This is a genomic window from Meiothermus sp., from assembly GCF_037443965.1.
Lineage (GTDB): Bacteria > Deinococcota > Deinococci > Deinococcales > Thermaceae > Meiothermus.
The window spans coordinates 61,898-75,412 of record NZ_JBBINI010000018.1 but is presented as its reverse complement, the minus strand read 5'-3'; the positions used below and the strand labels follow the sequence as shown (position 1 = coordinate 75,412).

Here is a 13,515-nt window from a genome sequence, read left to right as displayed (position 1 = left end):
GGCCCGGTCGTTTGCAGGTTTCCTGGCGCGGGTGAACCTGATTCTGCTGGTGCACAACCTCATCCGCAGCCGTCTTCTGCTCAGGATGGCGGGGGTGGAAGGGTAGACTGCAGGTAGCACACGAAGGAATATGGTGGACTACGCGATAGCCCGAGGCAGCTATGTAGTGGCCTCCTCGGGAAATACCGGCGATCAAACCGTACACTATCCGGCGGGCTGGGCTCCAGGTAATAAATACATCATCAGCGTGGGCAGCGTGAGCCCCACATTGAATCTGTCATCGTTCACTTCCTTTGGAACCAGCCTGGAAATTCTCGCGCCGGGGGAAGCCATGTTCAGCGCGTATCCAGACAGCCGGGTGGGGAGCTTTACCGGCACTTCCTTTGCTGCACCCCAGATCGCCGGTGTGCTGGCACTCGCTATGTCCGATACGGCATCGGCCAACCGGGGCAACCTCGAGAGTTACTTGCTGCAATCGGCCGTACCGGATGCCGAAGGCAGCTACAAGATCGCCAACATCGCTGCCAAGCTACAGTGGTTGCCAGATTACCAGCGCAAAAACGCCCTGTTTGTGTTTGGTGGAAGCAAGATTGGCAGCAGCGACAATGCCCTGGTAAACCGCTTGACGCAACTGGGCTATGCGGTCACGACCCGCAGCGACTCGAGCGCCACCGCCGCCGATGCCAATGGCAAACACCTGGTGGTAATCTCGGCGACCGCTACCCGCCTGGGCGCCACGGTATTCCGCAACGTGGGCGTGCCGGTGGTGGTCTGGCGGCCCGACATCTTCGACGATATGGGCATGACCGGCACTACCACCGACCGGTTTGGAAGCAGCAGCGGCCAAACCCAGGCCAGCGTGACCAGCACCATTCATCCAATGGGTGCAGGTGTGCCTGCGGGCAACTATGGGATATACACCTCGAGCGATGTGGTGACCTGGGGACGCCCTGGCTCGAGCGCAAACATCATTACCTTGTTACCCGGCAGCAGCCAGGCCACCATTTTTGGCTACGACATAGGGGCACAAATGGTGGGTCTCACCGCACCCGCCCGTCGGGTTGGATTCTTCCTGGCTACCAACCAGGGTGGCAAACTCACCCGGAACGGCTGGAACTTTTTCGAGGCCGCCATCACCTGGGCCGTGACCGGCAACTAAGGAGTAACCATGATCACCGAATCCAAGAAACCCCAACTCCAGGCCATCCTGGTCATGGACTCCCGCAGGACCTCGCTGGCGGTACGGCAACAGAACTTCACCGGGGCCTGGTCGCAGCTCTACAAGGCCGGCGACTTCTACCTCGACCTAAGCTTCAAACCGGATGCCCACAAAGCCTACCTGCAAGGTTACATCGTGGCCGACCCCAGCCAGCTCGGCTCCATCCAGGGCACCACCTCTTTGTGCAACGAGCAGACCCAACTGAGCACGCCCATAGGCGTGACCGGCTCGTTCCGGCTCGAGGTGCCCCAAGGGGGGGAGTACCAACTGGAGATTGCCCTACAGCATCAGGTCATACGGCTGGATAGCATCCAGATCTAACCTGCTCTACCCAACCCAAACCCCCAGACACACTGGGGGTTTGATGTATTGGGCCTGCCGCACTTCTGGTCAAACCGGTCGTTCAAGGGTGTGGTACTTCTTATACGCATTCCGGCGGTATCGTTCACTTTTGAAAGCCTAAACGATACCGCCGGAATGCACTTCTACTCCCTTCGGTCGGCTTGAATCCTTCACCTTTGACTACGCATGGCGGTGAAGGATTCAAGCGGAAACGGTATTAGCCCCTACAGCCACCGTGCCGCACGCAATGACAAATACACGGGTAGCCCTTACCGATTCTCGGACAAACCAAACACAAACCCTGGCCCACCGTTCCAAAGGCAGTGGTCTACGTTGAAGCACAGGCTGTCGTTGTATTCCAGCGGGTAAAGCACCATCTGGGGTGTGTAGCCAATCAGGCTGTAGATGGGCGTGTGGCCGTGTACCAGCCGGTGGCCGCCCAGTTGCCCCAGAAATTCCTCCGTCAGGGCGATGCCCCCCTCGAGGAAAGCGAACCGGCTGGCGAACTGCTCGGCCAGGAGATCCCATGTTTCAACCCTGTCGGAGCGCAGGATGTCGCGCAGGCTGCGGTTGATCTGCTCCGGGCTGTCGCCCCATTCCAGATAAAACAAACTGTCGGCGTGCATCAGCAGCGTATTCTCGACCAGGGCCAGGGCAGGGCGGTTGGAGAGCCACTCGATATGGGCCGCGTTCAGGCGCTCGAGGTCGTGTGCTTTACCCCCCACCCGTTGCCAGATTTCGTAAAAGGTGACGCTTTGGCCCTGGCGCTTGAAGCTGGGAATCTCGGTATCGGTAAAGTGATGTGCGGCCAACAGCATGAGGTCGTGGTTGCCCAGGAGGGCATGCACAGCGCCCCCAGCGGCGGAAGCCTCGAGCTCCAGGCGCATCAAAAGCTCGATCACCCCCACCCCATCGGGGCCGCGGTCGGTGTAGTCGCCCAGGAACCAGAGCTGGGATTGGCCCCCGGTCCACTCGAGCCCCTCGCCCAAAAAGCCCTCGCGCTGCAAGAGCCGGACGAGGGGTTGAAGGCAGCCGTGGATGTCGCCGACGACGTAATGCACCGCCCGACAGTGTATCATCCAAAGGGTGAAGGTGCCGCGCAGCCGACTTTTTCTGGCTTTTGTGCAGGTGGGTTTGGTGGCTTTTGGCGGGGGTGGACAGGCCCAGATTTATCAGAGCATCGTGCTCAAGCACCGCTGGATGGAGGAGCGGGAGTTTCTAGAAACCACCGCGCTGTGCCGCATCCTGCCGGGGCCGGTCTTCGCCAACACCGCGGCCCACATCGGAACGCGGCTGGGTGGGGTGCTGGGGGGTATTCTGGCCCTGCTGGGGGTCTTGACCCCTGGGGCCTCCCTGATGCTGCTTTTGAGCTTTGCCTACTTCCGCTTTGGAGCGGTGCCCGGCTCGCTGGCCGAGAGCGCCCTCAACGGGGTGGCGGCGGCGGCCATCGGCCTCATTCTGGCCACCATGCTGCGCCAGGCCCCCATCGCCCTGGACTCCCTCAAGGCCATAGGGCTAGCGCTGGTGGTGTTTGTGACGTATGGCCTGCTGCACTGGCCGTTGCTGCTGGTGCTGCTGCTCACGGTTCCGGTGGGAATGGGCCTGTACTGGCAAGAAGCCGCGCAAAAGCCTTCGGAGCCCGCCCAAAGTCGGCCAAGCCACGAGATGGGGGCCGATGGCGGTGGGTGAAACCCTCGAGGTCTTCCTGGCCTTCCTGCGCTTTGGGGTGCTCAGCTTTGGCGGGGGCATGGCCAACCTGCCCGAGATGGCCCGCGTCATCATCGGCAACGGCTGGGTAACCCGGCAGGAGTTTGCCGATGGTTTTGCCCTGGGGCAGTTTGTGCCGGGGCCCAATATGCTGGCGGTGCTGTTCTATGGCCTGAGCGCCGCGGGACTGGGCGGGGCTTTGGCCGCTGCCCTGGGCATGTTTTTGCCGGGCGCGGTGGGGGCCATGTGGCTGGTGTGGGGCTGGGCCTGGATGTCCAAAGCCCAGTGGAGCCGGGCCTTGCGCAAGGCGTTGGTGCCCATCAGCATGGGCTTGAGCGCCAGTATGGTCTTGGTGCTGGTTCAGCTCAGCGTGGACTCGCTTTTCTGGGGCCTGGGGGTGCTCCTGGCCTGTTACCTGATTTACCGCGGCCTGGGGGTGGTCTGGGTGATTGCCGGTGGGGGGCTGCTGGGGCTTTTGCTGAGGCTCACGACGGGCTAGGGGTCTCTTCCCGCAGGGTTAGCAGGTAGTCTATCCAGATGGGCTGCTTCACAAAGCCCAGGGCCTCGTTGATGGAGAGCATGGCCCGGTTGTTCGACTCGTTGCCGGTGCGAATCTCGCGGATGCCCATGGTTTGAGCGAGTTGTATGCCCTTGAGCTTGAGGGCCAGGGCCAGGCCCTGGCGGCGGTAGGCCCGGCGGGTGCCGGTGAGGCCGGTTTGCAGATAGTCGCCGTCGGTTTTCCAGAGGGTGCTCATGGCGACGTACTGCCCCGTGCTGGGGTCGAGTGCCACGAACTGCCCCTCGGGCAGGTAGAACTTGCTTTCGAACACCCACTTGCGGTATTCCTCGAAGCCCACCTCGCTCAGGGCATCCGGACGGGGTACATCTAAGCGGGCCTCGAGCCAGAGGTCGTAGAGCTTCTGCCGGTGCAGGGGGTCGGCCTCCAGCTCCTTCAGGCTTTTGAGCTGGAAACCGGCGGCCTCCACCGCCTCTATTTTGCCGGCCCAGGGAGCGAAGTCGAAGTTCCGCACATCAAGGCGCGACTCCCAATACTTCATCTTTTCCACGAAACCCATCTTTTCGAGCCAGGCCATGGCCTGGGGCTGGTCTTCGCGGGTGCTGCTCAGAATCGAGATGGGGTGGTGGGGCTTTAGGGCCTCCATCACCTGCCGGTACAGGGCGTTGCCAATCCCCTGGCTGCGCAACGCTGGCTTCACCGTGACCCAGACCCCAAACTTCTGCGGGTGGTACATGCCCTCAAACTGGGTGTACTCGCCCACACCCACCACTTCTCCGCCCTGCTCGGCTATAAAACGGCCCCACTTGACCTCGGGCGCGTGGTGGTCGTGCTCGCGCAGGCTGGCCTCGCTGTGGGCCTGGTCGGGCCAGGCGGCTCTATACACCTCGGCCACTGCGGGATAGTCGGGTTCTTCAAAGGGTCGAATGTTTGGGTTATTCATATCATCCTCGCATGCTAAGCTAGAACCATGGGCCAGAAAACCCGCCAGAAGCTGGCCGCCATCGTGACCACGGTGGTGTTTGGTTTTCTGCTGTTCAAACTGCTCGAGCGCACCTTCGTGCTGATCTGGGTCAACACACCGTGGTGGGGGGCCCTGCTGATGCTGGTGGTGCTGTTTTTGCTCATTGACTACCTGATTGGCCGGGTTTTTGGGGTACGGGACTGAGGCGCAGCAACACCGTGGCTGGCTCTTTCACAAACCCCAGGGTCTCGTTGATGGCCAGCATGGGGCGGTTGCTCTGATGGTTGGAGGTACGGATGTACCAGGCCCCGTAGGCCCGGGCAAATTCCGCTGCCCGCAGCTTGAGGGCCAGCGCCAGGCCCTGGCGGCGGTGGCTTTTGCGCACCCCGGTGAGGCCGGTTTGCAGGGTCTGGGGGCGGTGGGACTTGAAAAGCATGCTCGCCCCTACCAGATGTGCACCCTCGAGGGCCACGAAGAACCCCTCGGGCAGCAGGTTGGGGTCTTTGAGGCTGCGCTCCTGCCAGACCTCGAAGGGCCAGGGGGTGATGGGCTCGGCAGTGGGTACATCGCCCAGCAGCTCGATTTCCAGCGCGTACAGGTCACGCTGAAAAGCCTCCTCCTGCCAGGGCAGGGCGCTCAGGGGCTGGATGGTGATGCCCGGCGGCAGGGGGCGTGCAAGGGGGGTGGGGTCGAAGTGGGCCAGGTCGAGCACCGATACCCAGCGGCGCTCCACCTCGACAAAGCCCTGGGCGGTTAGAAAGTGGTACTGGGGCCAGTCTTCCCGCACGGTGGCCTGCAACTCTTGGGGCTGGTGTGGGGTGATGCGCCCCTGCAAAAACCGCCAAAGCGGCCTTTCCAGAACTTGGTGGTAGGGGTGCAGGTAGTAGACCACCTCGAGCACCCCCGGCTTGGGGTCGTAGTAGGGGGTGGCGTACTCCAGCACCCCCACCACCTCCCCCGCTTGCTCGACCACAAAGCGCGCCAGCACATCGCTCTGGGCTCGAGTGCGGTCCAGGTGCCCGAGCCCTGCCAGGTCTAGCGGGCTTTCGGGGTGGGCCACCCGGCGAACGGAGGCATAGGCCTGGTAGTCGGCCTCGGAAAAGTCGAAGGGGCGGATGTTCATAGAAAGGTGTCCTCCACAGGGGTAAATGGGTTGGCGTTCTCGCGGGCGATCTGCCAGACTCTGCGCAATACCTCGGAGCCTTTGGGGTGCAGGCCCAGGTGAGCGAAAGTGCGACACAAGCCATTCACGTCGCGCCGCAAGATTTCCCCGGCCCGTGGGTTTTTGTCCCACTCCACCATCTGGGGAAAATCAATCACTACGGCCCGGCCCTCCCACCACAACAGGTTGAAGGTGGAGTAGTCGCCGTGTACCTTGCCGTTTGCTAGCATCAAACCCAGGTTGTGAATGGCTTGTTCCAGCGCATCTTGGGCTTCTTCTTGGCTTAAACCCGCTTCGCTCAGGCGCGGGGCGGGGCCTTCGCCATCGCCGATAAACTCCATCAGTATCACATTTCCGGCATGGGCGACTGGCTTGGGTACGGCGATACCAGCTTTGTGCAGGGCATGGAGTTGGCGGTATTCTTCCTCCACCCACAAGATGTTTTGGGCACTCACGCCGAACTGGCTGCGCTGGTCAATGGCTTTTTCCACGCGCTTATCGCTAATGTAGCGGCCCTGGCGGTAGAGCGCATCATTCTTGAAACTGCGCACGCGGCTGTCCACATAGAGCTTGGCAGCCAGCAGGGGATCATCACCCTCTTGGGGGTGGGGGCCAACCAAGGACGCTGTTTTGGCCGAGGCCCGCACCACATACACGGTGGCTTCCTTGCCGCTGCGCAACTGCCACAGCAACTCGCTAAAGTATTCCTTCTCATAGAGTTCTTGCAGACCGGGGTCGCCAAAGGTGCGGCCCTGTTCCTGACCGGACTCCAGGAGCTTCTTGACCGTTTGGCGGCGGGGCGGCTTGCGGGCCCGGCGGTGGGCACGATCGGCAAAATATTCGTGGTCATCGGCTTCATCCAAAAGCCAGTCGGAGGTGGAAACCCGCAGCTCTTCGTCGAGCCAGGAGGTAGCTTCAGACTTTAGTGGCTCTACATCGGAAGAGGGGGCTTGCTGGAAGGATGACCTGTTGGGGTTGTTGATCGGCATTGGAACCTCGGAAATACCAATAAAGGGGGGCCTGGGATCGAATGGATGGTTGGTTGGGTTTTGCACAGTTCCCACCGCGTACTCCTTTCGCAAGACCACAAGAAAGCTGGGGGCTTTTGGGTTCGCCCCCAGCTCGGATATACGGGAATGCTTTATGGCATTAACGTAACCGGAAGGCGGCAAACCACCGATGCGACTCCAAGGGCGGGCAGAAAGTGGGAAATCATCATCATGGGTTCACCTCCTTAGCGGTAGATGCTCAACTCTGGAAGTGTAGCACAGGGCAAGTGGATGCCGCAAGCCAGATGGGGTTTTTGTGCACCGGCAGAAGATAAGAGCAAGGAGAAGTAGAGCGCCCTGCTCTGAATACTCGAGGCTCGAGCTGTACGCCGTAACGCTCGAGGGCAAAATTCGGTGCAAATATCCGCTATTTTGAAGGTTGCTGGGCTAACCTCGAGGTGTTGTGGTACTGGTTGGGGTGGCTATCTCCATTGTTTTTACCGCTTTACTGGTCGTGGCCCACAGCGGTCGGGAGCGCTGGGGCATCACGCCATTCACCATGCTGGCTACGGCCATTGGTCTGATAGCGCCGATGGGCGTTTTTTTTGTGGGTGTACAGGAGCTACTGGGGGGCCTTTTGTTCTCGTTGCAGGTGGGGCTTCTGCTGCTGATTGCCCAGGACGCTGCAAACCGCTGGCGCAGTACCCTGGCGGGCCTGCTGCTGGTTAACCTGCTGGCCCTGGGTTTTTATGCCTTGTTGCGGGGGCTGGATCTGCCCCTCGCTCAGACGGCCAGTGCAGGTGGCTTTCGCATAGGGGTTCAGGGGCTGGCCCTGCTGCTGGGTGGGGTGGTGGCCGGGTGGCTCTATCCCAAACTGGCCGCACGAAACCGCATGCAGGCACTGGGGGGGGTGCTGCTGGTCTTTAGTCTGTTGAACATCGGGCTTCTGTTCCCGGTGGCCCACGAGGGACTGGGAGGGCTGGCGGCGAGCTTTTTGTTGCAGGCAGTGCTGACCGGGCCCTTGCTCTGGCTTTACCTCGAGTGGTCACGCCGCCAAGCACAAAGCAGACCCATCGAGACAGCCTATACGGCCCTTCTGAACACGGTGGAAGCCCTGGCCCAGCGCTCCGAAGAGGAGCTGTGGCCTCGTTTGCTGGATTCGGCGGTGCGGGTGGTGCCGGGAGCCCAGGCCGGTAGCATTCGTCTACGGCAGGGTTCCGACTTTGTTTTTGTGGCCCAGCAGGGCTTTGGCGAGGGCATCCTGGGGGTGCGCAGCAGCGAGGTAGATGCCAGCACATGGCACGGCAATCCAGCAGCCTGGCGGCAAGGTCAGCCCCGCATTGCCAACTACGCCGATATTCAGCATATCCTGGCCGATCGTCAGGGCAACCATCAACTGGCCGACCAGCTCAACCAGGCCAGTGGAGACCAGATTAAGCGTATTCGATCCACCCTTTGTATGCCCGTTTTGCTGGGTGGCGAGGTGGTGGCCGAAATCAACCTGGATGCCTTCCGCGACCGGGCTTTTGGCGAACAGTCGGTGGAGGTGGCCCGTCGGTATGCCTTGCAGGTAACGGTGTTGCTGGCGGCGCACCGCCAACAGGCCGAGCTCGAGGCCCGTATCCACGAGTTTGAAGTGATCGAGGCCTTGAGCGGGGCGTTGCGGGGCCTCAAGGGTACCGGCGAGATTACCAAGCGGCTGGTACGCGAGACCATCCGCCTGATGAGCTCAGAGCATGCGGCCTTGCTTCTGATTGAACCAGATGCCGTGCATATGCGCTGCTATGCGGCAGCGGGCTTTTTCCTGGAGATCAAAGATACCCTTGTGCCCAAGGGACAAGGCTTTAGCTGGGCGGCCATCGAGAGCCGTTCGCCCATCTGGAGCAACCAGGCCCATCTCGATAAGCGCGCCTACGGCCAGTTCAAACGCCAACTTCCAGCCTATTCCGAAATTGTGATGCCGTTGTTTAGCTCCAAGGGCCACCCGCTGGGGGTGCTGATCTCCGCTCGCAACGGCGCAGGCGCCTACCTCGATCGGGATATGCGCCTGATGCAGGTGATCAGCAACATTGCCGCCAATACCCTGGAGCGGGTGCGGGCCAACGAGAGCCTCGAGGCCGAGATTGCCGAAAAAACCGCCCTGCTGGAACTCTCCCAGATGCTGGAGGGCAACGACCCAGCCCTGCTGGGGCTGGCCCTGGAAAAAATCCGCCAGATGGGCCACGCCGACTGCGTAGTCCTGGGGGTGCTGGAGGGCCAGGTGTTTCGCACCAAGGCAGTGGCGGGTAATGTGCGTCCAGAGATACAACGACTCCTGGACAAACCTCTGCCCCTCAGACACCCTGTGGTGCAGCAGGTAGCCCCGGGAAAGGCCTTTCAGGTGGGCAACACCGAAACCCACCCCTCTCTACGGGCCTTCTCGGCGGCCGGCATCTACGGGCTTTACATGATCGGTGTGGTCAACGAGACCGAACTCCAGGCAGGGATGGCCCTGTACCGTTTCCAGCCCGGCCAGGGATGGAACCCCTCTGAAAACCGTTTGCTGGAGGGGGCTGCTCAGATTTTGGGGGCCCTGCTCTTGCGCCTGGAGCGTACCCGGCAGCTCGAGGCCGCCTACGATGGAGCCCTGCGCGCCATTGGTCTGGCTTTGGAGGCCCGTGACCGCGAGACCGCCGGTCACACCGACCGGGTGGCGGCAATGGCCGAAAAGCTGGGCCGCGAGCTGGGCATGAGCGAGACCGAGCTGCGCGATTTGCGCTGGGGAGCCTATCTGCACGATGTGGGGAAGCTCACCATCCCCGACGCCATTCTGCTCAAGCCGGGCAAGCTCACCCCCGAAGAGTTCAGCACCATGAAAACCCATGCCCTGCTGGGAGATAACCTGGTGCGTAACCTGCCCTTCGTGCCGCCTGCGGCTCGCCAGGTGGTGCGCCACCACCATGAACGCTGGGATGGACGCGGCTACCCCGATGGCCTGGCTGGGGAATACATTCCCCTATCGGCCCGCATTTTTGCTATTTGTGATGTGTTCGATGCCCTTTGCTCGGAGCGGCCCTACAAGACCGCCATGACGCCCGAAATGGCCGCCCAGGAGCTGTGGCGCAGTGTGCACAACGGTCATCTGGATCGTCATCTGGTAGAGGTGTTCCTCAAAACCCAGGGCCTCGAGGAGGCCATGCGGGTCTCTCAGGCCGCCGACTGATTGGGTGGGTTGCCAAAGGGGAGCACCCAGCGTTCCCTTCATTACGCTCCACACAGCTTTTTGCGCTATGATGAGGTTCAATGGTCGAATTTTCACGGGATTTGCTGGGCTTGGAGCAACGCATCGTTATGGTGACGGGGGCCGGACGGGGTTTTGGACGCTCGATGGCCCGTTCCTACGCCCGCAACGGGGCCACGGTCATCACCGTAGACCCCGATGTGGAAATGGCCACCGCGATTGCTTCCGAAGTAGAACAACTGGGAGCCACGGCCATTCCCATCCGGGGGGATATGTCGGTGGTGCTGGATGTGATGAACACCTTCGAGAAGATCGAAGAGTTGTTTGGAATGCTCGACGGAATTGTGCACGTAACCAGCGCCGAGAGTAAAACCCCCTTTGTCGAGCTATTAGAGGGCGAGTGGTACGACCTGCTCAACGCCGATGTAAAGTCGAGCCTGTACGTGTTGCAGCAAGGCTTGCGCTACTTGAGCGGGGGAGGGTTTGTAACCCTGGTGCTACCGCCTTTGCAGCGCGACCAGCCGCATGTGGCTGCCATACGTGGAGCGGTGGCTGGTCTGATCGAGGGGGCAACCCGCATCTTTCCCACCAACGTCCGGGTCAATGGGGTCATCCCCAGCCGCGACCCGGTGGGCGAGGAGCACGACCGGCCCCTGGTGCGGGTAGCGGTGGCCCTGGGTTCAATGGTCTCGGAGGGGGTGCGGGGCCAGCTCCTGGAGGTTCTGCTCCCCGAGCCGCCTCACCAGCCGGAAATCTACGATTTACTGAGGGAGTTGCCCTGAGGGGGCAGAAACCGCTCCCTGCTTGCTGAGGCCAGGCCTATGAACTGCCCGTTTTGTGGACACCCCGATAGCCGCGTGCTGGACTCCCGTCCTTCGGACGAGGGCTCGGTGATTCGCCGTCGCCGGGAGTGTCCGGGCTGTAAGCGTCGCTTTACCACCTACGAACGGGCCCAGGTGGAGCCGCTGCTGGTTATCAAGCGCTCAGGGCGCAAGGAAACCTTCGACCCCAACAAACTGCTGCGCGGCTTGAGCCTCGCGGCCCAGAAGCGTCCCATTGACCCGGAGGTATTGCAGGAATTTGCCTTTGGCTTTGAAGATACCGTCAAAGAGATGGAGATTACCTCTGAGGAAATCGGGTTGCGTTCGCTGGCCTTCTTAAAGAACCTTGACCCAGTGGCCTATATCCGCTTTGCCTCGGTCTACCGCGAGTTCGATAGCCTGGAAAACTTTATTGAGGAAGTGCGCAAGCTCGACCGCAAGCCGGGCAGGAGGAAAGCTGCCAGGGTGGAGGAAGAGGACGAGCTCGACCTCGCCGACGAGGCCAAACTGGGGACGGTCTGATCCGCATTCCGGCGGTATCGCTCACGTTTGAAAGCCTAAACGATACCGCCGGAATGCACTCCTACTCCCTTCGGTTGGCTTGAACCCTCACCTTTGTTCACACCCGAAGGTGAAGGGTTCAAGCGGAACCGATATGAACCGTTGAGCATTGTAAGCAGGTATGGCTCGAGGTCGGCGACATCTCCTCAAGCGAAGGTGGGGTGCTGAGGTGGCTTGGGACCTAAGGGGAAGCGAAGCGTAAAGGTGGTGCCTTTCCCGGCCGTGGTTTCCAGATCTATCTGGCCCGCAAAGTGGCCTCGTACGATATCTTGAATAATTGGAAGACCCAGCCCCGTCCCCTTTCCGATGGGTTTGGTGGTGAAAAGCGGCTCAAAAATCTTGGGCAATACTTCGAGGCGAATACCACTGCCATTGTCCTCCACCTTCATCAGAAGCTGCCTGGCCTCTTGGGTGAACTCCACCCGAACCCAGGAGCCGGCCTGGTCGCGGCGCTCTTCGCAGGCGTGGATGGCGTTTTGTAGCAGGTTATTCAATATCTGACTGAAGCGCCCTGCTTCCCCGTGTAAAACCAAGGATTGTGCGGGAGCCTCGAGCACCAGCTGTACCCCGGCCCGCCTGGCTTCGGTCTCGAGCAGGGCCAGGGTTTCGCGGGCAATCTTCACCGGGTCGAAGCTGGAGACGGCCCCTTCAGGATTGCGGGCCTGGGAGCGCATTTTGCGGATAAATTCACCCATGCGTTCCAGCGAGGCATTGGCTTCGGCTAGAGCTTGATTCAACTCGGCGGCAATTTCGCGGTGATCGGCCTCGCTGACTTCTGCCACCCCGATAGAGTCGCGGTACTCCTCGGCCAGCTTGCGGGCCTGCATTAGATGGTTGAGCGAGGCGGCCAGAGGGGTGTTAATCTCGTGGGCAATACCGGCGGTAAGTTTCCCCAGCGCGGCCAGTTTTTCCGAGGCCATCAGGCGTTGGCGGCTTTCGTCCAGTTCGCGGGTACGCTCTTCCACCCGTTGCTCGAGTTCGTCGTTGAATCGTTGCAATTGTGCGGTGAGGTGGCGGTTTTCGGCAAAGGCTACCACCTGCCGGATCACGACCAGCATGGTGACCACCCCAGCCCCAATCAGGGTGCCGGTTTCGACCAGCTCCTCTGCTCCACTCTGGCTGACGGCCAGATAGAAGGTCAGCAGAATGGCCGCGTAGGGCGCGAAGATTCCCAAGCCGCCCAGGTGTGCCAGCAAGCGCCTGGTTCCCTGGCTCCAGCCATCGGTTTTTTGGTAGAGCGTTGAGAAGGCTGCCAATCCAAACAGTACGATGGCCCAGCTCCATGCGCTGTCCAGCAAGGTGCCGGTAACGTAGCTCTCGGTTGCGTTTTGCACGTTGTAGATGGTATCGGCAAAGATCATCAGGGCCAGGGCTAGGCCCAGCAAAAGCGGATAGCCCCCTCCGGAAGTCTGCCGCAGCGCCATGAGCAGCAGCAAGGCCAACAGGGCCAGGTCGGCTACCGGATAAGCCAGGCTTATCCCCAGGGACAGGTAATCGTTGCCATAATCTGCAATGGTTTTTGCCAAAAAGGCTTGCCAGGCAAATACGCTGGCGGCGCTCACGATAACCGCCACATCTAGGCCTAGTTTGAGGCTTTCTAAGCGGCTGAGGGGGGTTTTGGGCAACCAGAGCAGACCGATCAGCAAGCAGAGCGGAAAGGCCAGATAAAACACGTCGGCAATGGAAGGAAAGGGGTCGTCCTGAAGTACTAGTTCGATATAGGCCCAGGTAAGGTCACCGACAAAGTTGAAGGTGAGAGCCAGGGCAATAAGACTCCAGGCCCGCCGGGCTTCGCCCTGGTGTTGCCGTGCGACCAGCCACACCAGCAAGGCCCCCAGAAAATCAGGTATCAGATTGAGGGTGTTGCCTAGAAGGAGCTGGAGGTTGTCGCCTCCCCAGCCCAAGACCAAAGCCAGGGTGTGATTCAAAGCACCTAGTACCAGCAACAGCGCCAGCCCTACCAGCATCAGCTGATGAGCAGGCTGACGGCTACGGGGCGCGGGAACAGTCATG

General features: G+C 61.0%; 13 protein-coding genes. 8 read left to right on the top strand and 5 right to left on the bottom strand.

Going from position 1 to position 13,515, the window contains the following annotated elements; genetic code table 11:
• Positions 1-130 precede the first annotated feature (130 nt).
• Together WKI89_RS10895 and WKI89_RS10890 are read left to right on the top strand one after the other, a co-directional pair.
• Positions 131-1,159 (top strand): S8 family serine peptidase, encoded by a 1,029-nt coding sequence (locus WKI89_RS10895; RefSeq protein ID WP_337869557.1) that lies wholly within the window; start codon positions 131-133, stop codon positions 1,157-1,159.
• A gap of 9 nt (positions 1,160-1,168) precedes the next feature.
• Positions 1,169-1,540 (top strand): hypothetical protein, encoded by a 372-nt coding sequence (locus tag WKI89_RS10890; protein ID WP_337869555.1) that lies wholly within the window; start codon positions 1,169-1,171, stop codon positions 1,538-1,540.
• A gap of 290 nt (positions 1,541-1,830) precedes the next feature.
• On the opposite strand, the gene WKI89_RS10885 is transcribed toward WKI89_RS10890, so the two are convergent.
• A complete protein-coding gene (locus WKI89_RS10885) occupies positions 1,831-2,622 on the bottom strand; it encodes a metallophosphoesterase family protein (RefSeq protein ID WP_337869552.1) in 792 nt (263 codons plus the stop codon).
• Between the two features lie 25 nt (positions 2,623-2,647).
• Between WKI89_RS10885 and WKI89_RS10880 the strand changes: the two genes are divergently transcribed.
• Positions 2,648-3,250: a chromate transporter gene (locus tag WKI89_RS10880; protein WP_337869551.1), complete on the top strand. Its 603-nt coding sequence runs from the start codon at positions 2,648-2,650 to the stop codon at positions 3,248-3,250.
• A complete protein-coding gene (locus tag WKI89_RS10875; protein WP_337869549.1) occupies positions 3,237-3,767 on the top strand; it encodes a chromate transporter in 531 nt (176 codons plus the stop codon). Before WKI89_RS10880 ends, WKI89_RS10875 begins: the two co-directional genes overlap by 14 nt.
• On the opposite strand, the gene WKI89_RS10870 is transcribed toward WKI89_RS10875, so the two are convergent.
• Positions 3,754-4,728: a GNAT family N-acetyltransferase gene (locus tag WKI89_RS10870; RefSeq protein WP_337869548.1), complete on the bottom strand. Its 975-nt coding sequence runs from the start codon at positions 4,726-4,728 to the stop codon at positions 3,754-3,756. The genes WKI89_RS10875 and WKI89_RS10870 overlap by 14 nt on opposite strands.
• Positions 4,729-4,755: 27 nt before the next feature.
• On the opposite strand from WKI89_RS10870, the gene WKI89_RS10865 reads away from it, so the two are divergent.
• Positions 4,756-4,953: a hypothetical protein gene (locus tag WKI89_RS10865; protein ID WP_337869547.1), complete on the top strand. Its 198-nt coding sequence runs from the start codon at positions 4,756-4,758 to the stop codon at positions 4,951-4,953.
• On the opposite strand, the gene WKI89_RS10860 is transcribed toward WKI89_RS10865, so the two are convergent.
• Positions 4,910-5,872 carry a GNAT family N-acetyltransferase gene (locus tag WKI89_RS10860; RefSeq protein WP_337869545.1) on the bottom strand — a complete coding sequence of 321 codons (963 nt, stop codon included), beginning with the start codon at positions 5,870-5,872 and terminating at the stop codon, positions 4,910-4,912. The two genes, WKI89_RS10865 and WKI89_RS10860, sit on opposite strands and share 44 nt — an antisense overlap.
• A complete protein-coding gene (locus WKI89_RS10855; protein ID WP_337869544.1) occupies positions 5,869-6,900 on the bottom strand; it encodes an RIO1 family regulatory kinase/ATPase in 1,032 nt (343 codons plus the stop codon). The genes WKI89_RS10860 and WKI89_RS10855 overlap by 4 nt, the downstream gene beginning before the upstream one ends.
• Positions 6,901-7,363: 463 nt before the next feature.
• Here WKI89_RS10855 and WKI89_RS10850 point away from each other — a divergent pair, with 463 nt between their 5' ends.
• The 3 genes from WKI89_RS10850 (at position 7,364) to nrdR (ending at position 11,463) form a co-directional block, all read left to right on the top strand.
• Positions 7,364-10,102: an HD domain-containing phosphohydrolase gene (locus WKI89_RS10850; protein ID WP_337869542.1), complete on the top strand. Its 2,739-nt coding sequence runs from the start codon at positions 7,364-7,366 to the stop codon at positions 10,100-10,102.
• Positions 10,103-10,182: 80 nt separating this feature from the next.
• Positions 10,183-10,902, top strand: coding sequence for an SDR family NAD(P)-dependent oxidoreductase (locus WKI89_RS10845; protein ID WP_337869540.1), 720 nt, complete (start codon positions 10,183-10,185; stop codon positions 10,900-10,902).
• Positions 10,903-10,941: 39 nt separating this feature from the next.
• Positions 10,942-11,463, top strand: a complete 522-nt coding sequence (nrdR, locus tag WKI89_RS10840; RefSeq protein ID WP_337869538.1) for a transcriptional regulator NrdR — start codon at positions 10,942-10,944, stop codon at positions 11,461-11,463.
• Positions 11,464-11,648: 185 nt separating this feature from the next.
• Here nrdR and WKI89_RS10835 read toward each other — a convergent pair whose 3' ends face one another.
• Positions 11,649-13,514 carry an ATP-binding protein gene (locus WKI89_RS10835; RefSeq protein ID WP_337869536.1) on the bottom strand — a complete coding sequence of 622 codons (1,866 nt, stop codon included), beginning with the start codon at positions 13,512-13,514 and terminating at the stop codon, positions 11,649-11,651.
• Position 13,515 lies beyond the last annotated feature (1 nt).